Source organism: Bradyrhizobium sp. AUGA SZCCT0160 (genome assembly GCF_018130105.1).
Classification (GTDB): Bacteria; Pseudomonadota; Alphaproteobacteria; order Rhizobiales; family Xanthobacteraceae; genus Bradyrhizobium.
This window is the reverse complement of sequence record NZ_JAFCMD010000002.1, coordinates 330,650-354,386: the sequence shown is the minus strand read 5'-3', so window position 1 is coordinate 354,386 and position 23,737 is coordinate 330,650. Positions and strand designations below refer to the sequence as shown.

Below are 23,737 nucleotides of genomic sequence, written 5' to 3'. Positions count from 1 at the left end.
GGGCCTTAAAGGCCTGAAAGAATGGAAGAATTTGACGTTGGACTAAAGTCGTAGATTTCTCAGCCTGCGGCGACTTGTCGCGGCAGCTGGTCAGACCCTAGCATGGCTGTCACGGCGAGGGGCAGGGGACCTCTGGACTTCGCGAGGTTGTGAGCGGGTTTCGGCGAACTGCCGAACCAGCAGTCGATCTTGCGGATGAGAGCAACGTTTCCGCAGGCGCCAGGCACACCAGACCGTCCACACGGCCGGGTGCCCAATAATAATCCGGGGAGAATCCGAACATGTGGGATCAAGTCTACAATCCGCTCGGCAACGCGACCTTGTCGACGCTCGCCGCCGCCGTGCCGGTGGTCACGCTCCTGGTGCTGATCGCCAGCGGCAAGGTCAAGGCGCACATCGCGGCCATCATTGCGTTGATCGTCGCCAACATCGTCACCATTGCCATCTACCATATGCCCGCGGGCATGTCGGTCCGGGCATCGCTGCTCGGTGTGGTGGTCGGCTTCTTCCCGATTGGCTGGATCGTCCTCAATGTCATTTTCCTCTACCGCATTACGGTCGAGACCGGCCGCTTCGAATTGTTGAAGCGCGCCATCGGCGGCGTCACCAACGACCGTCGCCTGCAATTGCTCCTGATCGCGTTCGCCTTCGGCGCATTTTTCGAGGGCGCATCCGGTTTCGGCACGCCGGTCGCGATCACAGGCGCGGTTCTGATCGGGCTCGGCTTCTCGCCGCTGGCCGCCTCCGGCCTGTCGCTGATCGCCAACACCGCACCGGTTGCCTATGGCGCGCTGGGCACGCCGATCCAGGGCCTGGCCCAGGTCACCGGCCTCGATCCCTATGTCCTCGGCGCGATGGTCGGTCGGCAATTGCCGCTGTTCTCGCTGATCGTGCCGTTCTGGGTGGTGTGGGCCTTTGCCGGCTGGAAGGGCATGAAGGAAGTGTGGCCGGCTATCCTGGTCACCGGCGTCTCGTTCGCGATCCCGCAATTCGTGATCTCGAACTACATCAACCCCTGGATCGTCGACATCGGCGCTTCGCTGATTTCGATGGGATGCCTGATCCTGTTCCTGAAAGTGTGGCAGCCCAGGGAGCTCTGGTTGTCGCCCGCCTTGCGCGGCAAGGATGAATCGGCCGCGACCATGGCGACGCCGAAGCCGATGGACAGGACGCCGCTCACGCAAGGCGAATTGTGGAGCGCATTGCTGCCGTGGATCATCGTCTGCGTGGTGATGCTGATCTGGGGCAATGGCGGGTTCAAGAGCTGGGCGAACGCCAGCTTCGTCTGGAAATATCAGGTCCCCGAACTGCACAACCTGATCAACAAGGTGCCCCCGGTCGCCGCCAGGCCGACACCGGAAGCCGCGCTGTTCGACTTCACCTATCTGTCGTTCACCGGCACCGGCATGCTGATCGCCGCGATCATTTCCGGATTCCTGATGAGCTTCTCGCCGGTGAAGATGATTGCGGAATACGGCCGCACCATCAGATTGTGCGCGATTTCGCTGATCACGATCTCGGCGATGCTGGCGATCGGCACGCTGACGCGGCTGTCGGGCGTCGACGCCACGCTCGGCCTGGCCTTCGCCGCAACCGGCGTGCTCTATCCCTTCTTCGGCACCTTGCTCGGCTGGCTTGGCGTGGCGCTGACGGGATCGGACACCGCCTCCAACGTGCTGTTCGGCAATCTGCAAAAGATCACGTCCGAGCAGCTCGGCCTGTCGCCGATCCTGATGGCCGCCGCCAATTCCTCCGGCGGCGTGATGGGCAAGATGATCGACGCGCAATCGATCGTTGTCGCCTCGACGGCAACCAACTGGTACGGCCACGAAGGCTCGATCCTTCGCTATGTATTCCTGCATTCGATCGTGCTGGCCTGTCTGGTCGGCGGACTGGTGACATTGCAGGCCTACGTCTATCCGTTCACGTTGATGGTCCTGCAGTAGGGCGCAACTGAACATATGGAGAAGATGTCGTCCCGGCGAACGCCGGGACCCATAACCCCGGTCATCTGCTGTTGAGAAAAGCCCTCGACCATCGTGCACAACAATCTCTGCCGCGGAGTATGGGTCCCGGCTCAAGGCCGGGACGACGGCGGTGTTTTGTTGTTGCACCATTATCCAAAACGCACTCTCGCATTCTCGCGACGCATTGCGCCCGAGCTTTGCCAGAAACTTCCCGCCCTCCAATGAGAGGGCGCAGGGAAGACCGGGTGCGCGCTGCACCCGCGGTCCCGTGTGCGGTTTGCACTAAGTAGGCTGCACACGAGCATACAGGGCAGCGGAGAACACCCGGCCTTCCCTGCGCAATGGCTTTACGGCTTATGCCGCGCTCTCCCCGGAGACGAGTTCTGGTTGACTCCGTCGCCGCCGTTTCCGCTTGCGCTTCTCCGACAGCTTGACGCCTGCAACGGGCGCCAGGACCACACGGTTTTGCCGTACGCTTAATCCACGCCGTCGTCAGACGTGAACCAGCGTCCACCGCAACCCGCCGCGCGTTCGTGACGTGCGCACGCCCCTCTTGTCGGGCGGGACGCGACGATTCAAACCGCTGATTTGCCCGACGAGGGAAGCGGAATTTTGCCCGTCGGGTTAATTTGTCGCAGCCACTCTCGCTACGTCGTCATTGCCTGCGACAAACGCGAAGCGTTTGCGCAAGGGAGCGACAGCGACGAAGCAATCCATGCCTCCGCAAGTGGTGCCATGGATTGCTTCGCTTCGCTCGCAATGACGAAGCTGGATTGTCATTTTCGTCAGCCGATCCACTGTGTGCGCCAGCTCACATTCAGTCGATGGTGCCTGCTGTAGTAACAGATGGTCGAAGCAATCCTTCCAGGAGCTTCGCGAAGGATGCAGTTGTAGCTCAGTTGGTTAGAGCGCCTGTCTGTGGAACAGGAGGTCGGTGGTTCGAACCCACCCAACTGTACCACTTGAAATCTAAGAAGATTTTGTCGAAGCGAAGCTCTCAAATTCGAGGGCAAAAAAATCGATTTAGCAAATGTTCTAGCAAATGTGCGCCGGCCGTTGAATGCACCGAGCGCGTCTTATCCGGATGGACGCCAAGGGTGTAAAGTTCTCGCTTTGTGCTTGTGCTTGTTACCGGTCTGCAGTTGAATGTTGTTGGCGAGTCGCTTTCCGCGACCCGTGAGACACCACCATGACAGAGCATCAATTCGGCGGCGCTTGGACCGAGCTTAAGCTCGACGCGATCTGCTATTATTTGGAATGCTACACCAAGGCTCTGAGCCAGAAGAATTTTGATCTCTGGTACGTTGACGTATTCGCGGGCACCGGTGATCGCACCAACGAAAAACTCACCGGCGGACTGCTTGAGCGCCAACCGGTGCAATGGGTGACGGAAACGCTGCCGGGTTCCGCCAAACGAGCGATGAATATTCGGCCAGCTTTCAAGCACTTCATTTTCAATGAGAGCGACGATCAGCACAACAAGGCTCTGCACGCTCTTAAGGCCGCTAACCGGTCGCTCGACATCGAGATCATTGACCGCGATGCTAACGCCGCCATTGGGGAAATTTTTTCTCGGCAGGTCTGGCGACGCGGCGCCTCTGGTGGTGCTCGTGCGGCGGTGTTCCTTGATCCCTATGCACTGCAGGTCGATTGGGCGACCCTAGAACTCTTGGCAAAGACGCAGTGTGTGGATGTATGGTATCTATTTCCACTCCAGGACGTCACAAGCCAGCTTGCGAATAAGCTCAGCGGTGTCGGCCCAAAGCAGAAAAAACTGGATCAAGTGCTAAGTCCAGCATGGCGCGACCTTTACGAGCTTCCGCCGCCAACCAGCGATCTATTCGCGAAGACATTGTTCGACACGATGATCCCGGAATTCGCTGCTGACGAACGACGCAACGCAACCAAGGCGCAAATCGAAACTTGGTTCAAAGGTCGCATGGAAACTCTCTTCCCATACGTTTCCGAGCCGCTACCGCTCTTTACCAACATCAATCAGCAGAAATTCTCGTTGTTCTTGGCGGTGGCCAATCCGAGTGCACCGGCCATTGATCTCGCCAAGAAATTCCACCGGTACGTCATGAAAAACTATGGACCGAAGGCATCTCGTCGTATGTCTGCCCATTGAGCATCCGGCCGGCGGCCTTCTTGTTCTTGCCGCCCCACTGCTTGAAAAAGAACGCGGTGCCTGATCGCCGGCACATTGCTTCGATCTCGCTGACCCATTCGGGGTTCATCGGTCTTGCTCGTGGACCGCTTTCGCCGCCGACAATTGCCCAATCGATATCTGTGAGGTCTCCGGCCGCGACCGAGCCAATTAAAGGCTCTAAGGAAACAAACCGGATTGCGGCTGGCACTTTCCGAATATCATCGAGGCGCGATAGCACACGTCCATCCTCGACGCTGGTTCCCAGCCAGACGTTTGGCAAGATCTCAAACTCTGGCTGAGCCAGGATCGAGGCCATTCTATCCGGCCGCTTGGTCAGGATTTGATAAGTGTGCCTCGGGGTCGCTTTCATGGTCGCCCAAACCTTCGCGATAAAGTCGGGCGGCACGTCCGTGTGAAACAAATCGGACATTGAATTGACGAAGACCTTGCGGGGCTTTGACCAAGACTTCGGCACGTCGAGCGATTTGTGGTCGAGCCGTACCTTGCCCGTCCAAACTGACCTGCCGCCGCTCTTTCGCGTGAGCCCTTTGTATTTGGGCTGGCCCATTGCATCGAGCCGAGCGGCCATCCGCATGGCATAGCAATTTGTGCAGCCCGCAGTCAGCACCGTGCACCCCGCCACGGGGTTCCAAGTGGCGTCTGTCCATTCAATTGATGTTTCCGCCATGGAGGCTCCTTTTTCGCCAGAGAAACCATGACACCCGGAGGTTAATCAAGGCCTCATCGGTTCCAATCAGGCCAGCAGCCATCCTCTTCGTGCCGGCCGGTGCGGTTGGTGCAGGTCTGGTCGAGCAATCGCTGCCCGACATCTTTCCAGAGCGCTTGCTGCCCAAAGAGCCGGATCGCATCTGCCGTCTGGATTTCGACGATCCGAACGCAGCGCTGGCACTCGACGCGCAGGACATGCTGGCCAATGTCGGCGAGCCGGCAATGCTGGATCGCGGCCCTCGGCTTTCCGGCCGCGCGCGAATCGGTCAGCAAACTCGTCCATAGCTCGTCCGGGATCGGATCGGCTGGAGCCGGGCCAGGTGTCGCATCGGGCCGGACGGCCTGCCGGCGCTGCTCTGCGAGATCGGCCGCCTTCTCGATTTGCTTCCTTGAGAACATCCGCCATTCCGCCATGCGTCGATTGCCCATCCGGAATGAGAACATATCAAGAACAGATCAGTCAAGGTCGCCGAACAAACTTATTTAACGACAACTTGACATCTATTGGCTTAGAATACATGTCTTTGTCTTAGGTTAACTAAGGAGGAGAGGTTCTTATGCAAGTTACGACGCGCGGGTGGTCCCGAGATCATGGACCAAAGCCGGTCCTGTTCGCGAACTTGACCGCTCAGGAAGTTAACGAAGAAATCGAGAGCTTCGAAAAGGGGGAGACCTATTTCCAAATCTTCCGCCACGTCCAGCAGCTCTTCCGAGGCCGTCGGCGTGTGCACTTTACCGCGCGAATTTCGAGCCACGCTGAGCTGAATTTGAATGGGTCATATTTGGTGCAGCTCGAATTGAGCCGAGAAGAGATCGCTAGACTTTTTTATCTGACACACGGCGATGCCGAGTTGCCCGAACTCATAAAATTCTTTTCTGAGCTCCGAAGAGTGGAATTAGTCGGCGCTCCGCGGGAGGAGAAAGCCGATGGGAATTGAAAGACGCGGCGGTCATCATATTTTTTCATGCGACGTGTGCGATCATCGGCGCAGTGAAGAGATAGCTCAAAATTGGGACCTATCTCGGCTAGCCTTTGTCACAGCCGAAGAGGATGGTTGGCAATTTGAAAAATTGCGGGGCAAATGGGTCGCATTATGTCCTGTCCATGCCGACCAAGGAGAAAAGACCTTCTAATCTCCGGCGGATAGAAAGCTCGTCCAGCTCGATGTCTCGTCCGGGTGCTCCAAGATTGGCCGGCATCGCGATTGGCGCGCTGACGACTTGCTAATGCGGCCAGATAAGGGGAGCACCTGCCCCGCCGCTGAGGATAAAGCGACGGAGCAGGCTCCCCAGATGCCGGACCACCCACGCGCATCTGAAACTCGGCCTGCCATCGGCCGGGAAGGTCAGCGATGGCAGGCTCTGGCCTATCGCGCCGGTATGAATACCCGGGTGCACTGTTATTTCGTAGGGCACGACCTGCGCACTGCGCGCCCCCCGGATCGCTGTTGACGGCATTGATCCGGGATCACCCCCTCCCGTTGGTTGGTGCTCGGACGCGGGAGGATCGCTGGATCAATAGCTTTTGCCGGCCTCCGCTCCCGGCAGGACATTCGAGCCAAAATGTTCGATCAACTCCTTCTGCGTCATCGGCCTTTCGCCGGCCGGCGCATCGGCTCGCACACGCTCACTGTTCGAAGCTGGCTTTGCCGGTGCAGCTTTCTCGCGGGTGATCGTGATCCCGAGCACGGCGCGGGGGTCAGCATCTGGCCGTCGCAGCACGAAGGGACCTCAACCTCGCTCGCTGCCGACGGCGCAAGTGAGCAGCAGGGAATTGCACCGGGGTGCTGTCTAGTTGCGGCCTTCATTTTGTTCTGGCGATCGTCTTTCCCTTCATCACCGCGCGGACACCTGAACAACTGTTCAGAAATTTTCCATGAACAATGTGAATGACGTGCGCGTCAAACAGCCATGCACACGACTAGACACATTGACACGATCGACGACGAAGCGATTTCGGCGCGCGTCATTGTGGCGCATGCCGAGATGAATGTGCAGTTCGTGCCTGATTTGCGTTGCGAATTCGCTTGCAGGTCCACGCTTCAAGAAGAGGCGAGTGCACCTGCGTGTTTCAGCTCACGTTCAGCCGCCGGCGACGATCATAGGGTTCGAACTACGGAGCAGATCCCCTGCTACCACAACCCAAGGAGCTACCATGTCGTTTCGTAAAGCAATCCTCTCCGCGGTCGCTGCAACCGTCATCCTGGTCGCCGGCGTCTCCGCAAGCAGCGCGGGGCATTGGCGTCACCATCACGGCCATCATCACCACGGCCATCACCATCATGGTCATCACCATCATGGCCATCACTGGCATTGGCGCTGGCACCATGGCCATCATCATCATCATGGCCATCACCATCATCACCACGGCCATCACCACCACCACGGTCACCACCACCACTAACGACAAAAAGCCGGCCGACGCCGTCGGCCGGCTTACCAGCTCGGCTGGATCGCCGTTGATCCACGCTGCTCACGTACCTCTGACGCCTGTCGGCAGCCGAGCATCTGGAGAATGACAATGAAGAAGTTTCTGATGGTTGCTGCGCTCGTGTCTTCGTCCGCTTGCGCCTGGGCGCACGATCACCAGGGCACGAATGGCGGCAGGGTCGAGGATGCCGGCTCCTATCATGTCGAGCTGGTTTCGAAATCCGAAAAGGTCGATCTCTACATCAGCGATGCGAACCAGAAGCCGATCGCCGCAACCGGCTTCAAGGCCATCGGCATCTTTGTTGTGAATGGCAAGGCCCAACGCGTTGCAATGGAACCTGCCGGAAGCGCGCGGCTTTCCGGAACCGCCAGCGATGCGCTGACGGCGCAGCCGAAGGGGGTGGTGCAACTGACCTCACCCGATGGCAAAACCGTGCAAGCCAAATTCAACTGAAGTTGATGGGGTCCTGAACGGATGCGGACCGTAATAGTATTCAGTTTCGAGCGAATATACACCCTCTCCGGACCAGCGGCCCCGTTCATCAAAGTCTCGTGAACCGGTGCTGGCCTGAAGGCGACAGAAATATGAATGGCTCGCAGTACGCGTTAGCCATCTTTAACCTGACCTATGCAGGGCCGAGAGCCCTGTGATATTGTGAGCTTGATGAACGCGAACCCAAAGCTTTGGCAGTTTATTTGTACGGTGATCGTCCTGATCGCCGTTCAATTCGCGCCTGCCTTGGCCCGCGCCCATGCCGACCAGGCCCACCGCCTGCAGGGACATGTCCACGTTCATCCTCATGCGGTACCTCACGGCGCCCATGCGCCGGTGGCGCATCACCTCACCAAGGCTGCGTTCACCAAGGACGTCTTTGCCGAGGCTGCCTTCACCAACGAGGCTGCCTTCACCAAAGCCAACGGATCTATCCCGCACGAGCTTATCCTGACCGCAGGTCGACCGCCGGGCGCAGCGCCGATCGACGCGGACGGATGCGTGGACGGTTGTTGCGGGGCGGGCATGGGGTGCTGCGGCGGCGCCGCTTTGGTTGCAGCCTCGCAATGTTTGCCTCCTGCAGTTCATTCGCACCGACTTGATGTCACCGGTGCCGTGCTTGCTTCGGGCATAGAACCCGCAAGCCTGCGTAAACCCCCCCGAGCGTTCACCTGAGCAAAGATATCGCGGCGGCACGATGTGCCGGCCGCGCGAGCGAGAACACGCTTCTTCTCAGGTGAGTCATTCAGATGTCTTTTTTGTTCCGTGCCGCGCGGTGCGTGGCGGCTATGTCATTCCTGCTCATGGCAGGCCCGGTGCTGGCGCACGAAGGCCACGATCATGGCGCGCCCGCTCCGGCGCCGAGCGCCAGTCTCGCGCCGCGTGCCGAGACCGACTCGGATGTGCACGAACTGGTTGCGATTGCGCGCGAAGGCGTGCTCGTCATCTATCTCGACCGGTTCGCAACCAACGAGCCGGTGGATGGCGCCGAAATCGAAATCGAAACGCCCGCCGGGCCGCAGAAGGCCGCAGCCAGGCCGGGCGAGCCCTATCGCCTCGACGCGCCCTGGTCCAGCAAGCCGGGCGCTTACGACCTGATCTTCACGGTCGCGAAAGACGGCAATGTCGATGTGTTGCCCGCCCGGCTGGTGATTCCGGATCTTCCAGGGGCGAAGGCCGGACCGACATCGTGGCTCTCGACCTCCGCCATTGCGGGAGAGGTCGGCTATCACTTCAATCACGACGGCCCGGCGCTGTTCATCGCCATCCTGGCCGGGCTTGCTGCCGGGATCGGCGTCATGGCGCTGATCCGGCGGCGTCGCAGAGCGGCGGCAATGGTTCTCGTCGTCGCCGGCGCGTTCGTCCTGTCCAACAATTCATCGCGCTCCCATGACGGCCATGATCGCGCCGCTCCGGCAGCCGCGATGCAGTCGGTTCGCGACCTCGCACAGCGCCTGCCAGATGGCGGCGTGTTCGTGCCCAAGAGCACGCAACGCATTCTCGCCCTTCGTACCGTGATGACCGAATCCCGTGCGCACCCGCGCGCCATCGAGCTGCCGGGCCGGATCATTCCCGATCCGAACGCCAGCGGCTTCGTGCAGGCTTCGGTGGGCGGCCGCCTCTCAGCCCCGCCCGGCGGTTTTCCGAGACTGGGGACGCCGGTCAAGAAAGGCGATGTGCTCGCTTATGTCGACCCGCCGCTGCAGGCCATCGACGTGTCGGATATGCGCCAGCGCCAGGGCGAACTCGACCAGCAAATTTCCATCGTGGAGCGCCGGCTCGCCCGCTATGAAACGCTGGTGCCGAGCGGCGCCATTGCCCGCTCCCAGCTCGAAGACACGAGGTCGGAGCTGCAGGGCTTGAAAGACCGCCGCGGATCGCTCGACCGGGCGCGCCGTGAGCCCGAAGCGCTGCTGGCGCCAGTCGACGGCGTCGTCGCCGAAGGCACACCGGTGGCCGGACAGATCGCCCAGTCCAATGCGGTGATTTTCCACATCGTCGATCCGACCCGCCTGTGGGTCGAAGCCCGCAGTTTCGATCCGCTGGCCGGCGTTCGCAGCGCGACTGCGAATCTCGGGACCGATCGTACTTTCACACTGGTCTATCAGGGCTCCGGCTTTGCGGACCGCAATCAATCAATCCCGGTCCAGTTCGCCATTCAGGGCGACCATTCCGGCCTTCGCGCCGGGCAGTTCGTCACGGTGCTGGCCACCACCAATGAGGAAAAGGTCGGCCTTGCGGTGCCGCGGGCCAGTCTGGTGCGCAACGCCAACGGCCAGGAGGTGGTTTACGAACACGTCACGCCGGAGCGTTTCGAACAGCGGCCGGTACGGGTGGAGCCGCTCGACGGCGACCGCGTGCTCATCGCCACCGGCCTCGCCGGAGGCAAGCGCCTGGTCGTGCAGGGCGCCGAACTGCTCAACCAAGTGCGCTGAGGAGCCGGGCAGATGTTTCGCTTTCTCGTCACACAGTCGCTGCGCAACAGCCTCTTGGTCATAGCGGCTTCACTGGTCCTGGTGTTGCTCGGCATCTTCAGCGCTACCCGGCTGCCGGTGGACGTGTTTCCCGACCTGAACAAGCCGACGGTCACGATCATGACCGAGTCGGACGGGCTCGCGCCCCCAGAGGTCGAACAGCTCGTCAGCTTTCCGATCGAAACCCAGATGAACGGTGTTCCCGGCGTGACGCGGGTCCGCTCGGTTTCCGGCATCGGCCTTTCGATCGTCTATGTCGAATTCGACTGGGGTACCGATATCTATCGTAACCGGCAGCAGATCGGTGAGCGCCTCAATCTGATCCGGACCCAGTTGCCGCCAAATACCGTTCCGCAACTGGGACCGATCAACTCCATCATGGGGCAGGTGCTGCTGGTCGCGGTGACCAGCGACCGCGCTTCGGCGATGGAGGTTCGCGAGACAACCGACTTCGTGGTGCGGCCGCGGCTGCTCACCATCCCCGGCGTCGCACAGGTGATTCCGATGGGGGGCGAAGTCCGGCAATACCGGATCGCGCCCAATCCGCCGGCGCTGCGCAGCCTCGGCGTCACCTACGAGCAGGTCGAACTCGCCCTCAATCAGTTCGGCGTCAATACCGGCGGCGGATTTACCGATCAGCATGCCCGCGAATATCTGATCCGGAATATCGGGCGGACCACCAATCTGGACGACCTCCGCAACGTGGTGGTGGCGCAGGTCAATGGCGGGCCGGTCTATCTGAAGCAGGTGGCCACCGTCGAGTTTGCGCCCAAGGTCAAGCGCGGCGACGCCGGCTATATGGGCAAGCCGGCCGTCGTCGTCTCGGTCGAGAAGCAGCCCAACGTCGATACCATCCGGCTGACCCGCGAGATCGAGCAGGCCCTGAAGGAAATCACGGCGTCGCTGCCGACGGGCATGAAGGCCGACCAGATCATCTTCCGTCAGGCCAATTTCATCGAGACCTCGATCGGCAATGTCGAGCGTGTCCTGCTCGAGGCCGGCGCGGTCGTCGCCATCGTGCTGTTCCTGTTCCTGATGAACTGGCGGACCACGGCGATCTCGCTGGCTGCGATCCCGGTATCGATCCTGACCACCGCGGTCGTGTTCTATTTTGCCGGCCTGTCGATCAACACGATGACCCTTGGCGGCATCGCCATCGCCATCGGCGAGCTGGTCGATGACGCCGTCGTCGACGTCGAAAACATCTTCCGGCGGTTGCGCGAAAATCGCGCCCTGGAGCATCCGCGCTCCGCGTTCGATGTGGTCGTCTCGGCATCCCAGGAAGTGCGCTCCGGCATCGTCTATGCGACCGCCATCATCGTTCTGGTGTTCGTGCCGCTGTTTGCACTGTCGGGCATCGAAGGCCGGCTGTTTGCGCCGCTTGGTCAGGCCTACATCATCTCCATTCTCGCCAGCCTTGCGGTCTCCATCACCCTGACCCCGGTGATGGCGTATCACATGCTTCCGCATCTCAAGCGCCTCGATCATGGCGACAGCGCGCTGGTCGCGATGCTCAAACGCGCCAATGCGGCCTTGCTCGAACGGGTTTTCCACCATCAGCGCGCCCTGATGGTTGCCGCGCTCGCGGCGGTCGTGATGGCGGCGGCTTCCGCATTCTATCTTCCCCGCGCATTCCTGCCGCCCTTCAACGAGGGCACCTTCACCATCAACATGCTGTTCAATCCGGGAATCTCGCTCGCCGAGTCCCATCGCGTCGGGTTGATTGCCGAGCGCCTCATCCTTGAAGTGCCCGAGGTCAAGACCGTTGGCCGGCGAACCGGCCGGGCGGAGCTCGACGAGCATGCCGAAGGCGTCCATTCGTCGGACCTCGAGGTCAATCTCAAGCCAACGAAACGGCCAAAGACCGAAATCGTCGCGGATATAAGGGCGCGGCTCGCCGTGCTTCCCGCTGCGATCAACGTCGGCCAGCCGATTTCGCACCGGCTCGACCATCTGCTTTCGGGCGTTCGGGCCGAAATTGCGCTGAAAGTGTTCGGCGACGATCTGAACAGCCTGCGCGCGACCGCTGACATGTTGCGCGGCAAGCTTTCGGAGATTCCGGGTCTCACCGACCTGCAGGTCGAAAAGCAGGTGCTGATTCCGCAGCTGGAAATCCGCGTCGATTATGGTCGTGCCGCGCTCTATGGCGTGCAGCCGGCCGCCGTGATCCAGCAGCTCAGCCGGCTCTCGAACGGCCGCGTCATTTCACGGGTGGTGGACGGCTATCGCCGGTTCGACGTCACGATGCGGCTGCCGGACCGGCTTCGCACCACGCAAACCCTGGGCGACCTCTTGATCGAAACGCCGGCCGGATGGATCCCGGCGCGGCAGATCGCCGACGTCAAGGAGACCGAAGGCCCCAACCAGATCCTGCGCGAGAACGGCCGCCGCCGTGTGGTGGTGCTGGCGAACGCCGACGGGACGGCCGACATGACCGACATCATCGCGGCGATCCGCAAGGTGACCGCGTCGACCAGGCTTCCCGAAGGCTTCTACGTTCGGCTGGAGGGAACGTTCCAGGCCCAGGAGGAAGCAAGCCGGACCATCGGCGTGCTCTCGCTGCTGTCACTGTTGCTGGTGTTTGCCATTCTCTACAGCCGCTACCGCTCGGCCGTGCTTGCCTTCATCATCATGGGCAACGTCCCGCTGGCGCTGATCGGCTCGGTCGCGGCGCTCTGGCTGGCGGGCCAACCGCTCTCGGTTGCGTCGATGGTCGGATTTGTCACGCTGACCGGCATTGCGGTTCGCAACGGCATCCTGAAAATCAGCCACTACATCAACCTGGCGCTGAAGGAGGGAATGCCGTTCGGGCACGATCTCGTGGTTCGCGGCAGCGTCGAGCGGCTGACGCCGGTCCTGATGACGGCGATGTCGGCCGGTGTCGCGCTGGTGCCGCTGCTGATCGATGCGGCAACGCCCGGCAAGGAAATTCTCCATCCGGTGGCCGTGACGATTTTTGGCGGTCTCCTCAGCGCGACCCTGCTCGACACGCTGCTGACGCCCGTTCTGTTCCTTCGCTATGGCGAAGCGCCGCTGGAGCGGCTGCGAAGAGGCGCTGGCGGCAGTGCGGAGACGGCCGCGGCAAATTCAGCCGCCGAAGCTTTTTGACATCAACATCCGGAGAATGACGGTGAATGGGAAATTTTTGATGGTTGCGGCCATGCTGGCCTGGTCGACTTGCGCCTCGGCGCACGACGAGAGAGGAACGAATGGCGGCTGGGTCGCGCATGCCGGTTCGTATCACGTCGAACTGGTTTCGAAATCCGACAAGCTCGAACTCTTCGTCAGCGACGAGAACCAGAAATCGATCCCGGCCACAGGGTTCAAGGCGGTTGCCATCCTCGTTGTCGATGGCAAGTCGCAACGGATCCTGCTCCAGCCTGCCGGCAGCGCGCTGCTTTCCGGCACCGCCAGCGTCGCATTGCCGGTTCAGCCAAAAGGTGTCGTGCAACTGACCGGCCCTGATGGAAAGACGGCGCAGGCAAAATTCGACTGAGCGGATTGCGAAGCAAGAGCCAAGTCGATCAACCAAACCCCCGCGGCGCAGCCCGCGGGGATTTTTTTGTCGGTGCGGCATTTTGCGCATTGGCTGAGGCAGACAGGAAACCGGTCTGAACCGGACGGCTCTAGCCAATGACATACTTGTTCAATAGAACGGCGCGATATCGCGGTTGAGGGTTTTTCGAGAGAGGTTGCATGATTTCATTCGCGCGCATGGTGAAGCTCGCAGGCGTTGCTTCGGTGCTGCTGGTTTCCGCTCCCAATGCCGGTCATGCCCAGGCCGACAACGGCTTTCCGTTCGGGATGGAAATGACCATGGATGTCCCGCCCCAGCCCGGCTCCAAGCGAATACCGAATCTGGAAATCGGCGACCGCGGCGAAGTGGTGCTCGAACTCTGGTGCAAAGGCGGCAAGGGCCAGTTTTCGGTGGCGGGCAACACCGTGATCTTCGTCGCCGGCGCGATGGAGAACCGTAATTGTCCGCCCAATCGCGCCCAGGCCGACGACGAACTGATTGCCGCACTGACCGATGCCGCGACCTGGAAGCGGCAGGGCGATGCGATCTCGTTCATCGGCACCAGAACGCTGCGGTTCCGGCTCAACACGAACTAGGCGCGCGAGTCGAGCCGGAGGCTGCGGCCGCTACCAGCGGAATGAAAAGAAGACCTTTGGCGGCAGCGGCTGCGGATTGAGCGCGACCCAGTCCAGCCTGGAGGTAAACTGGCGCAGCAATCCGCCGACGACGATGATGCCACCGGCAACGCGGTCGAGTTCATCTGATGTCAATGCTTCGGGTTTGACGGGAGTGAAATCGGTCATGGCTGTTTTCCCTTGGTTAGGCGCCGCACGATGCTGCGACGAACGGGATTTTGCCTTGCTCCGCCCCGGCTGTTTGTGACCCAGATCACCGTCAGCCGGTGGCCCGCCTCGTCAGGCCTCCCGTGCATAGCGTTTGAGGGACGCTTTGAGGATACCAAGCATTTCGTCCCTGATGAGATCGCGCGCGCCGCGGGTCCAGGCGGCTGCGAGCGGCAAGCGGTTCGTGTCTGATCCCGCGAGCGGAACAAACCGAACGCCGCGCGCCGCCATTCGCGATGTCCATCGTGGCACGATGGCAACGCCAATTTCGGCCGCGACGAGATTCACGATGGTCTGCTTTTCATTGGCAATCTGGATGATGCGTGCCTGCAGTCCGGCCTGTGCAAACAGTTTCATGGTCAGATCGTGGCTATGCGGGCGCGAGCGACGCTCGGGGACGATCAGCGGCTGTTCGGCAAGATCGGCGACGGTCACCCGTTTTCTCGACGCGAGGGGATGACGATCCGGTACGGCGACGACCGCGGTCTCGTGTAGGAGAAACAGAAATTCCAGCCGCTTGTCGGGCTTTTCTGGCGGGCGTACCAGGGCGATGTCGAGCCGGCCGGAGATCAGCGCCGGCAACAGCCGGATCGTTTTGTCTTCCGTCAGTTTCACCGTGACGTCAGGTCTCTGTTCGCGAAAGTCGGAAAGCAGCATCGGCAGCAGTCCCGCCGCTGCGCTGTCGATCGCGCCGACGCGGATGATCGCGCCCTGCTTGCGGCCCCGCGCCTGGAATTTGACCGCCAGATTGTCCGCCTGCGCCAGCAAAATGCGGGCCTCCTTGAGCAGGACGACGCCATCATCGGTCAGCGTCACGCTGCGCGTCGTTCGCGTCATCAGCCTTGTGCCGAGATCGTCTTCGAGCAGCCGGATGTAACGGCCGAGCGCGGAGGGCAGCATTTCCAGCCGCTGCGCCGCACGCCCGAAATGCAATTCCTCGGCCGCCGCCACGAAGCAGCGAAGCTGGTGCAGTTCCATATTTCGTCCTCCCCGGCAGATTATATCAAATATTTGTATAATCGTATGCCGATTGAAGGCGCGTGACCTTTGGCCTTACCTTGTCGGCAAGCGCTGAAATCAGCCAATCAACGAATTCTTCAGGGAGCGACCCATGCGGTTCAATCGTCGCACGATCCTATCCGGCGCCATCGCGGCCGCGTCGCTATGGGCGTCACACACCGCCTTCGCGCAGACCGCTTTTCCGACAAAACCGATCACCATCATCGTTCCGGCGGCGGCCGGAGGGCCGACCGACACCGTGGCCCGCCTCATCGCGGAATCGATGGGCCGAAGCCTCGGCCAGACCATCCTGGTCGAAAATGTCGGCGGCGCCGGTGGCACGCTCGGCATGGCGCGCGTGTCGAAGTCGGCCGCCGACGGCTACACGCTCGCGATCTGGCACATCGCGCACGCGACCGCGCCCGCGCTCTACGACTCTCTCAAATATGATGTCGTCGACGATTTCGACCACCTCGGCCGCATCACCGACGTGCCGATGACCCTGGTGTCGAAGCCGACGCTTGCTGCCAACAATGTGACCGAGTACGTGGCGTGGATTCGCGCCAGCGGCGAAAAGGCCGTCTACGGGCATGCCGGCATCGGCTCCGCCTCGCATCTGTGCATGCTGATGCTGATGAAGGAGCTCGGCGTGCAGATGAACGGGATTCCCTATCGCGGCACCGGGCCGGCCATGAACGACCTGCTCAGCGGCCAGTTCGACGTGATGTGCGACCAGACCACCAACACCACCAACCAGATCAAGGAAGGCAAGATCAAGGGCTTTGCGGTCACGACCAAAGCCAAAGTCTCGTCATTGCCCGACCTGCCGACGCTCGACGGCGGCGCCGTCAAGGGATTTGAGGTCTCGGCCTGGCATGCGATGTGGGCGCCAAAGGGACTGCCCAAAGAGGCCACCGACAAGCTGGTCACAGCTCTTCAGGCCGCGCTGAAGGACCCCAAGGTGATCGAGCGGTTTGCCAATCTCGGCACCGAGCCGGTCCAGGCCGAGCAGGCGACGCCAGCGGCGCTCAAGGCGCATCTGACGGCCGAAGTGCCGCGCTGGGGCGCCGTGATCAAGGCAGCGGGTGCCAAGGGAAACTAATAATCATTCGCCATCCGGAGACCAATCGATGAAGACGTACGCCATAGCCGCCATCCCGGGCGACGGGATCGGCACCGAAGTCATTGCTGCAGGTGTCGAGGTGCTGCACGCGCTGGCCCAGCGCGACGGCAATTTCAAGTTCAAGGTCGATCATTTTGACTGGGGATCTGAATACTACAAGAAGCACGGCATCATGATGCCGGAGGATGGCCGCGACCAGATCAGGAATCACGACGCGATCCTGTTCGGCTCGGCCGGCGCGCCTGATGTGCCTGATCACATCACGCTGTGGGGGCTGCGGCTCGCCATCTGCCAGCCGTTCGATCAGTACGCCAACGTCCGTCCGACGCGGATCCTGCCCGGCATCACCAGCCCGCTGCGCAACGTGCACGGCAAGGAGCTCGACTGGGTGATCGTCCGCGAAAACTCGGAAGGCGAATATGCCGGCGTCGGTGGCCGCGTCCACAAGGGCTTGCCGCTCGAAGTCGCAACCGACGTCTCGATCCTGACCCGTCCCGGGGTCGAGCGCATCATGCGCTTTGCCTTCAAGCTCGCACAGTCGCGGCCGCGCAAGCTGCTTACCGTCGTGACCAAATCCAACGCGCAGCGCCATGCCATGGTGATGTGGGACGAGATCGCAGTCGAGATCGCGGCCGAGTTCAAGGACGTGACCTGGGACAAGATGCTGGTCGATGCGATGACCATGCGCATGGTCATGAAGCCGGAGACCATCGATACCGTGGTGGCGACCAATTTGCATGCCGACGTGCTGTCGGATCTCGCGGCCGCGCTCGCCGGCTCGCTCGGCATCGCGCCGACCGCCAACCTCAATCCGGAGCGGACCTATCCCTCGATGTTCGAGCCGATACACGGCTCGGCCTTCGACATCATCGGCAAAGGCATCGCCAATCCCGTCGGGACGTTCTGGTCATCGGTGATGATGCTGGAGCACCTCGGCGAGCCGGCGGCCGCGACGCGGCTGATGCAGGCGGTCGAACGTGTCACCGCCGACCCCCGCTTTCACACGCCGGACCTCGGCGGCAAGGCCAGGACGAATGAGGTCACGGCCGCGGTCGTCGCCTCCATCCACGGCGCCAACGACTGACGCGCGCGGCGGCAGAAACAAGTGCGGCGGACCGGCCAATAGGCCTGGTCCGCCGTACTCGTATTGGAACGCGGAGGATCTCCTAATCCGCTTACTTCTTGAGGCTGGCGAACATGAACTTGACTTCGAGGATCTGTTCGTACTGCTCCTTGGTGACCTGAACCCGGTCCTTGCCACCCGACACGGCATTGAGCTGTTCGTCGGAGAGGACATCGATCTGAGCATTCTGAGCGTTCTGGGTATTCATGGCAGTTCTCCTTTTGGCAGTTGGACCGCGACCACCGCGTCCGTTTCCTGTGATTAGGAGAATGCCAGAGACTGAACCGGCGCGCTGTTCCCGAGGTGACAGGCTGGGGAGGTGGCAATTAGGCGGTCGCCGCGCGACGCGCCCAACCAAAGGCTCGGAAGGTGTCGCCTTCGCTTCCGGCTTGCGGAAGGTCCCAAGAATCGAGAGTATTCACGTCAATTCGGGAGCCAAATCCCGGGATAAATGGGTGAGGGGAGATGCCTATGACGGCTTTCACGCGCCGCGATCTGTTGTCGGCTGCCGCAGGCGCGGCAGCGGCCGCGAGCCTGCCGTTCAATCAGCCCGTCCACGCCGCGACGCCGCCGGCGGGCAAGCAGACCGCCGGCTGGTACCGCTACAAGATCGGCAGCATCGAGGTGACGGTGGCCACCGATGGCGTCAACCGGTTCAAGATGGCGGAGGATCACGTCACCAACATCAAGAAGGATGTGGTGAACGCCGCGCTCGCCGAGGTCTTCATGGAAAAGGACATGATGACCACGCCGTACAACCCGATCGCCATCAATACCGGATCGAAGCTGGCGATCATCGATACCGGCACCGGCGAGAGCAATTACAAGAAGAGCAACGGCACCGCCCGCCAGTTCGTGACCAACCTCGCGGCCGCGGGAATCGACCGCAACGCCGTCGACGTCGTGATCATCTCGCACTATCACGGCGACCACATGAACGGCCTCCTGATGGACGACAACTCACTGACCTATCCGAACGCCGAGATCGCCGTGCCGGCGAAAGAGCACCAGTTCTGGATGGATGACGGCGAGATGAGCCGCGCGCCCAAGGGCCGGATGGAAGGCAACTTCAAGAATGTGCGGCGCGTCTTCACGCCGGAGGTTTTGAAGCGCGTAAAAACCTATGAATGGGGCAAGGAGCTGATTCCCGGGGTCACTGCGCAGGGCACGCCCGGGCACACGCCCGGCCACAGCTCGTTCGTGATCGCTTCCGGCCCGGACTCCGTCTACGTGCAATCCGACGTCACCCACGTGCCGTTCCTGTTCGTCCGCCATCCCGACTGGCACGCCTTTTACGATCAGGACGGCGCCATGGCGGAAGCGACCCGCCGCAAGGTCTACGACATGCTGGTGGCCGACCGGATGCGGGTGCAGGGTTTCCATTACCCGTTCCCTTCGCTCGCGCATGTCGAGAAACACGGCAGCGGCTACCGGGAGATCCCGGTGATGTGGAAGCCGAATATTTGATGTGCGGGACGGCGGTCTGGTCACCTCTCCCCGCTTGCGGCCGCTTGCGGGGAGAGGTCGAAATTCGCAATAGCGAATTTCGGGTGAGGGGGTACAGGTCTATCGATAGACTGCAATGGCGGAGAGAGCCCCTCACCCCGACCCTCTAAGAGCGAGCTCCGCTCGTCTCGACCCCGCGAAGGGCGGGGAGAGGGAGAAGAGTCCCGCCGCTACTCCACCTTCAGCCCGAGCTGATGAACGAGCTTGCTCCACTTCTTCTCTTCCTTGTCGATATCGTCTGCGTATTCGGCCGGCGTCGAGGCCAGGGGATCGCCGCCTTCGAGACGGATGCGTTTCTGCACCTCCGGATCGCTGACAAGTTTGCGCAGCTCGGCGCTGAGGAGTTCGACGATGTCAGGCGGCGTGCCTGACGGCGCCAGCAGCCCGTAATGCAGCACGGCTTCGAAGCCGGGCATCCCTGATTCGTCGAATGTCGGCACGTCAGGCAGTAGCGAGAAGCGCTGCTTGCTGGTGACGGCGATGGCGCGCAACTGGCCGGCCGCGATATTGCCGAGCGCCGGCGGCAGCACGCCGAACGCGACAGGCACATGGCCGCCGAGCAGGTCGTTCATGACAGGCGCCGTACCCTTGTAGGGAATAATAGCGGCATCGATACCGGATTCGGCCTTGAACAGTTCCGCGCACATGTACCCGCCGGTGCCGACCGGCGACGTGCCGATATTGAGTTTGCCCGGCTCCTTTTTGGCGAACGCGATCACCTCAGCGACCGTCTTGGCTGAGAACGACGGGTGCGCGAGCAGGGCCACCGGCATCGACGCGACGAGACCGATCGGCGCAAAATCCTTGCGCGGGTCCATGCCGAGCTTGGTGTAGAGGCTGGGGTTGATGGAGAGGGTGCCGGTGTGGCCCAGCAGCAGCGTGTAGCCATCAGGCGCGGCGCGCGCCACGGCGCGGGTGCCGATGGTTCCTCCGCCGCCGCCGCGGTTATCGACGGTCACGGTCTGGCGGAATGCGTCCGACAGTTTTTGCGCGACCACACGCGCCATGGCGTCGACGCCGCCGCCGGCCGGGTAGGGGACGACCAGCGTGATGCTGCGCGCTGGAAACTCGGCGGCATGCACGGCCGCGCTTGCCACCAGCGGGCATGCGAAGGCGATGGTTGATGCAAAGTTGATCACGGCATTCATGATGTTGCGACGATGTGAGAGCCTAAGCACCAGATTGCCTCCCTCCAGCGATGTCGATCCACGTTCTTATGGGTGGCCTCATTTCACCGCAAGCCCGGCGCGCGCAAACACTCTCCCCCGTCATTCCCCGATGCGCGATTGCGCATCTGAGGGCGCGCGAAGCGCGAGCCCGGAATCCATTCAACCGCGTGCACCGTTGCCCGATGGATTCCGGGTTCGATGCTGCGCATCGCCCTCAGATGCGCAATCGCGCATCGGGGAATGACAACGACTTGGAATCATGCACTGCAGCAGAGATAACAGCCAATCATAGCCCGAACCTTGAACTGCCTGCCAAGGCCGCATAGGCTCGGTGATTGGAAACGCCTGCCAGGCATCAAACAACAAGAGGGATACCCCCCAGTCGATGAGCTCCGCGTTGCGGCGCCCTTTTGCCCACCGCCGGGGCCTGATCATCGTCGCGACCTTGGCCACGGCCTATGTCGCCAGTCATTTTTTCCGCGCCGCCAACGTCACCATCGGCCTCGACCTGATGCGCGACCTCGCCATCGGACCGGAAGCGTTGGGCGCGCTGACCGGCGCGTTCTTCTTCGGCTTCGCCGCGATGCAGATCCCCTGTGGCCTTCTGTTCGACCATTTCGGACCGCGGCGCACCGTGGCCTGCATGCTGATCCTCGCCACGACAGGCGCTGCGATCTTCACGCTGGCGCCGACGTGGCCGGTTCTGCTCACCGGCCGCGTGCTGATGGGCGCCGGCTTCGGCGTCATGCTGATCGGCAGCATGGTGGTGATCTCGCGCTGGTTTCCACCGGATCGTTTTTCCACGCTCACCGCCATGGTGCTGTCGATCGGACTGCTCGGCAATCTGTTCGCCACCACGCCGCTGGCATGGGCCTCGGAGGCCGTCGGCTGGCGCGCGGTGTTCGGCGCCGTCGTCGTCTTCATCGCACTTGCCACCATCGCCGTGTGGCTGGTGGTGCGCGACGCGCCGCCCGGCCATCCGTTTCTCGACCGCACCCCGGAGCCGCCACGCCAGATGCTGCAAGGCCTGATCGAGGTGCTGGGCAACCCGCGCCTGAGGCCGATCCTGGCGATGAATTTCTGCAACTATGCCTGCACCTTCACCGTTCAGGGCCTGTGGGGCGGCTCGTTCCTGCGCGAGGTGTATGGCATGAGCCCGATCGAGGCCGGCAACGTGCTGCTATCAGCCGTGATCACCTACCAGCTTGGGATCGTCGCCTTCGGCCCCCTGGACCGCGTGCTCGACACGCGCAAATGGATCGCCATCGGCGGCACCATGGTGACCATATCCATGCTTGCGACGCTGGCGCTCGCTTCTCGCCCGCCCGTCTGGGTGCCCGTCGGCGCCATCGTCGCCATCGGTTTCTTCAGCGCCTCCAGCACCATGGTGATGACGCATGGCCGCGGCATTTTCCCGGACCGGCTGATCGGCCGCGGCATTGCGACCATCAACACCGCCGTGATGCTGGGCGTCGCCTGCATGCAGACCTTGTCGGGCATCATCGTCGGCGGGTTCGAGCCTCTCGCCGATGGCGCCCGCTCCGAGACCGCCTACCGCGCCTTGTTCGGCGTGCTCACCGTGGTGCTGATCCTGGCCGTTGCGATCTACAGCCGCTCGCGGGACGTCAAGCCCAGCGAGGAGATGCGCGCCCGGGCGGCCACCGCGTGACGCCTCGGCGCGGCGTCATGGCTTGCCATGATGCGGGTAAACCTGTGAACATGCCGCCATGACGCTCGACGCCTTGAAAAGCAATATCCGGCAGCTTTACGAAGGCGCCACGTCAGCCGGCGTCCGTTTTCGCTACGCGCTGCTGGCGTTCGACATCGTCACGGTGCTGTTCATCGTCGTGACGTCGTTCCTGCCCCCAACCGAACTCGTCGAAACGCTCGACGTTCTGTTCGGCGCGGTGATCCTGGCCGATTTCGCCGCGCGGCTGTTCATCAACCGGCGCCGCTTGCGGGCGTTTACCCGCCTTTCGACCTGGACCGACCTGATCGCGATCGCCTCGTTCCTGGCCCCGCTGGCGGGAGAGGCGGGCGGCTTCTTGCGCATCCTGCGCACCCTGCGGCTGCTCCGCGAGGTTCAGATGCTGACCCGGCTGCGCGGCGACAGCACGTTTTTCCGGCGCAACGAGGAAGTGATCTTTGCCGTCACCAACCTTGCGGTCTTCATTTTCGTGATGACCGCCATCGTCTACGAGACCCAGAAATTTCGTAACGAGCAGATCACGAATTACGCCGACGCGCTGTATTTCACCGTCACGGCGCTGACGACGACCGGCTTTGGCGACATCACCCTGCGCGGAACGGCCGGCCGCATGATCACGGTCGTGATCATGATCTTTGGCGTGACGCTGTTCTTCAATCTTGCCCGCGCGCTGCTGTCCCCGAGTAAAGTGCGTTTTCCCTGTCCGTCCTGCGGCCTGCAGCGCCATGACAGCGATGCCGTGCACTGCAAGGCGTGTGGTGTGGTGCTGAATATTCCTGACGAAGGGGCGACGTAGCCGAGCCGCTCGGAACCGCGATGGTTTTGCTTTGGTGTAGCCTCTTACGCCTCACTCTTCGGTGGCGTCGGGTAGTTCGGCGAGCCGGGGAATCAGCCGAACCTCGATATTGGCTTCGTTCAGCATCTGACCGGAGATGGAGAAATCCTCGGCCCAGTTCGAGTTCGGCCGGTCGGGTGCGTAGGCGACGAGCGCTGTGATGCCGCACTGGATGATGGCCTTGGTACACTCCACGCAGGGAAACCAGGGAACGTAGATGGTGCAGCCCTTGAGCGCGACGCCAATGCGGGCCGCATTGAAGATCGCATTCTGTTCGGCATGGCAGCTCCAGATATATTTGGCGCCGGTGATGCGGGAATGGCGCTCCTCGAGGTCATCGCGAACGCCGCGCGGCAGCCCGTTGAAGCCGGTCGAGCGGATTTCATGATCGGGTCCCACGATCACGGCGCCGACGCGCCGCCCTTTCTCGATACTCCAGCTCGCCAGATGATGCGCCAGGAGCATAAATCGCTCATCCCATTTTGGATCCAGCAATACCGTTCCCTCAAAAATCAGTGCGCTCTATGCGCCGATGTTCCACCATCAGCCATGGCGAGACAACAGCGAGAGCATCAACATCCCGTTAATGCCCGTGTGGCCGCGGTCAGCCTGACAGATTTAAGCCCGGCGGTAGCCGCTTGTCGATGACCGCTCGGATCGTAAGCTTAACGGT

At 61.9% G+C, this 23,737-nt stretch carries 23 protein-coding genes and 1 tRNA gene; 17 read left to right on the top strand and 7 right to left on the bottom strand.

Annotated features, from left to right (window positions below; genetic code table 11):
• Positions 1-281: 281 nt before the first annotated feature.
• The 3 genes from JQ558_RS05295 to tcmP all read left to right on the top strand — a co-directional run bounded on the left by JQ558_RS05295 (position 282) and on the right by tcmP (position 4,095).
• Positions 282-1,946 (top strand): L-lactate permease, encoded by a 1,665-nt coding sequence (locus JQ558_RS05295; protein WP_212292952.1) that lies wholly within the window; start codon positions 282-284, stop codon positions 1,944-1,946.
• Between the two features lie 905 nt (positions 1,947-2,851).
• Positions 2,852-2,928, top strand: a tRNA-His gene (locus JQ558_RS05290).
• Between the two features lie 228 nt (positions 2,929-3,156).
• The gene (gene tcmP, locus JQ558_RS05285; RefSeq protein WP_212292953.1) at positions 3,157-4,095 is read left to right on the top strand and encodes a three-Cys-motif partner protein TcmP; all 939 of its coding nucleotides are present in this window, start codon (positions 3,157-3,159) and stop codon (positions 4,093-4,095) included.
• Here the strand turns inward: tcmP and JQ558_RS05280 are convergent.
• Both JQ558_RS05280 and JQ558_RS05275 read right to left on the bottom strand, forming a co-directional pair.
• Positions 4,046-4,804, bottom strand: coding sequence for a DUF5131 family protein (locus JQ558_RS05280; RefSeq protein ID WP_212292954.1), 759 nt, complete (start codon positions 4,802-4,804; stop codon positions 4,046-4,048). The two genes, tcmP and JQ558_RS05280, sit on opposite strands and share 50 nt — an antisense overlap.
• A gap of 53 nt (positions 4,805-4,857) precedes the next feature.
• Positions 4,858-5,244 (bottom strand): hypothetical protein, encoded by a 387-nt coding sequence (locus JQ558_RS05275; protein ID WP_249142338.1) that lies wholly within the window; start codon positions 5,242-5,244, stop codon positions 4,858-4,860.
• Between the two features lie 158 nt (positions 5,245-5,402).
• Between JQ558_RS05275 and JQ558_RS05270 the strand changes: the two genes are divergently transcribed.
• The 9 genes from JQ558_RS05270 (at position 5,403) to JQ558_RS05230 (ending at position 14,355) form a co-directional block, all read left to right on the top strand.
• Positions 5,403-5,783, top strand: coding sequence for a hypothetical protein (locus JQ558_RS05270; protein ID WP_212292956.1), 381 nt, complete (start codon positions 5,403-5,405; stop codon positions 5,781-5,783).
• On the top strand, positions 5,773-5,979 hold the full coding sequence (locus JQ558_RS05265) for a hypothetical protein (RefSeq protein ID WP_212292957.1): 207 nt from the start codon (positions 5,773-5,775) through the stop codon (positions 5,977-5,979). The genes JQ558_RS05270 and JQ558_RS05265 overlap by 11 nt, the downstream gene beginning before the upstream one ends.
• Positions 5,980-7,127: 1,148 nt before the next feature.
• Positions 7,128-7,364, top strand: a complete 237-nt coding sequence (locus JQ558_RS05260; RefSeq protein WP_212292958.1) for a hypothetical protein — start codon at positions 7,128-7,130, stop codon at positions 7,362-7,364.
• A 2-nt stretch (positions 7,365-7,366) separates the two neighbouring features.
• A complete protein-coding gene (locus tag JQ558_RS05255) occupies positions 7,367-7,729 on the top strand; it encodes a hypothetical protein (protein ID WP_312014957.1) in 363 nt (120 codons plus the stop codon).
• A 210-nt stretch (positions 7,730-7,939) separates the two neighbouring features.
• The gene (locus tag JQ558_RS05250; RefSeq protein WP_212292960.1) at positions 7,940-8,443 is read left to right on the top strand and encodes a hypothetical protein; all 504 of its coding nucleotides are present in this window, start codon (positions 7,940-7,942) and stop codon (positions 8,441-8,443) included.
• Between the two features lie 74 nt (positions 8,444-8,517).
• Positions 8,518-10,203: an efflux RND transporter periplasmic adaptor subunit gene (locus JQ558_RS05245; protein WP_212292961.1), complete on the top strand. Its 1,686-nt coding sequence runs from the start codon at positions 8,518-8,520 to the stop codon at positions 10,201-10,203.
• A 12-nt stretch (positions 10,204-10,215) separates the two neighbouring features.
• A complete protein-coding gene (locus JQ558_RS05240; protein ID WP_212292962.1) occupies positions 10,216-13,350 on the top strand; it encodes an efflux RND transporter permease subunit in 3,135 nt (1,044 codons plus the stop codon).
• A gap of 22 nt (positions 13,351-13,372) precedes the next feature.
• On the top strand, positions 13,373-13,738 hold the full coding sequence (locus JQ558_RS05235) for a hypothetical protein (protein WP_312014958.1): 366 nt from the start codon (positions 13,373-13,375) through the stop codon (positions 13,736-13,738).
• A 200-nt stretch (positions 13,739-13,938) separates the two neighbouring features.
• Positions 13,939-14,355: an META domain-containing protein gene (locus JQ558_RS05230; RefSeq protein ID WP_212209617.1), complete on the top strand. Its 417-nt coding sequence runs from the start codon at positions 13,939-13,941 to the stop codon at positions 14,353-14,355.
• A 30-nt stretch (positions 14,356-14,385) separates the two neighbouring features.
• Here JQ558_RS05230 and JQ558_RS05225 read toward each other — a convergent pair whose 3' ends face one another.
• The gene (locus JQ558_RS05225; RefSeq protein ID WP_212209618.1) at positions 14,386-14,562 is read right to left on the bottom strand and encodes a hypothetical protein; all 177 of its coding nucleotides are present in this window, start codon (positions 14,560-14,562) and stop codon (positions 14,386-14,388) included.
• A gap of 111 nt (positions 14,563-14,673) precedes the next feature.
• A complete protein-coding gene (locus JQ558_RS05220; protein ID WP_212292963.1) occupies positions 14,674-15,579 on the bottom strand; it encodes a LysR family transcriptional regulator in 906 nt (301 codons plus the stop codon).
• 133 nt (positions 15,580-15,712) lie between these two features.
• On the opposite strand from JQ558_RS05220, the gene JQ558_RS05215 reads away from it, so the two are divergent.
• Both JQ558_RS05215 and JQ558_RS05210 read left to right on the top strand, forming a co-directional pair.
• A complete protein-coding gene (locus JQ558_RS05215; RefSeq protein ID WP_212292964.1) occupies positions 15,713-16,702 on the top strand; it encodes a tripartite tricarboxylate transporter substrate-binding protein in 990 nt (329 codons plus the stop codon).
• Positions 16,703-16,730: 28 nt separating this feature from the next.
• The gene (locus tag JQ558_RS05210) at positions 16,731-17,807 is read left to right on the top strand and encodes a tartrate dehydrogenase (RefSeq protein WP_212292965.1); all 1,077 of its coding nucleotides are present in this window, start codon (positions 16,731-16,733) and stop codon (positions 17,805-17,807) included.
• A 91-nt stretch (positions 17,808-17,898) separates the two neighbouring features.
• Here the strand turns inward: JQ558_RS05210 and JQ558_RS05205 are convergent, their stop codons facing one another.
• Positions 17,899-18,054 carry a hypothetical protein gene (locus JQ558_RS05205; RefSeq protein WP_212292966.1) on the bottom strand — a complete coding sequence of 52 codons (156 nt, stop codon included), beginning with the start codon at positions 18,052-18,054 and terminating at the stop codon, positions 17,899-17,901.
• Between the two features lie 263 nt (positions 18,055-18,317).
• On the opposite strand from JQ558_RS05205, the gene JQ558_RS05200 reads away from it, so the two are divergent.
• Positions 18,318-19,313, top strand: a complete 996-nt coding sequence (locus JQ558_RS05200) for an MBL fold metallo-hydrolase (RefSeq protein ID WP_212292967.1) — start codon at positions 18,318-18,320, stop codon at positions 19,311-19,313.
• 209 nt (positions 19,314-19,522) lie between these two features.
• Here JQ558_RS05200 and JQ558_RS05195 read toward each other — a convergent pair whose 3' ends face one another.
• Positions 19,523-20,530: a tripartite tricarboxylate transporter substrate binding protein gene (locus JQ558_RS05195; RefSeq protein ID WP_212292968.1), complete on the bottom strand. Its 1,008-nt coding sequence runs from the start codon at positions 20,528-20,530 to the stop codon at positions 19,523-19,525.
• Between the two features lie 376 nt (positions 20,531-20,906).
• Here JQ558_RS05195 and JQ558_RS05190 point away from each other — a divergent pair, with 376 nt between their 5' ends.
• A complete protein-coding gene (locus JQ558_RS05190) occupies positions 20,907-22,190 on the top strand; it encodes an MFS transporter (RefSeq protein ID WP_212274997.1) in 1,284 nt (427 codons plus the stop codon).
• Between the two features lie 58 nt (positions 22,191-22,248).
• Complete coding sequence (locus JQ558_RS05185; RefSeq protein ID WP_212209626.1) at positions 22,249-23,025, top strand: potassium channel family protein; 777 nt, start codon at positions 22,249-22,251, stop codon at positions 23,023-23,025.
• Positions 23,026-23,076: 51 nt separating this feature from the next.
• On the opposite strand, the gene JQ558_RS05180 is transcribed toward JQ558_RS05185, so the two are convergent.
• A complete protein-coding gene (locus tag JQ558_RS05180; RefSeq protein ID WP_283813793.1) occupies positions 23,077-23,559 on the bottom strand; it encodes a dCMP deaminase family protein in 483 nt (160 codons plus the stop codon).
• Positions 23,560-23,737: the final 178 nt, after the last annotated feature.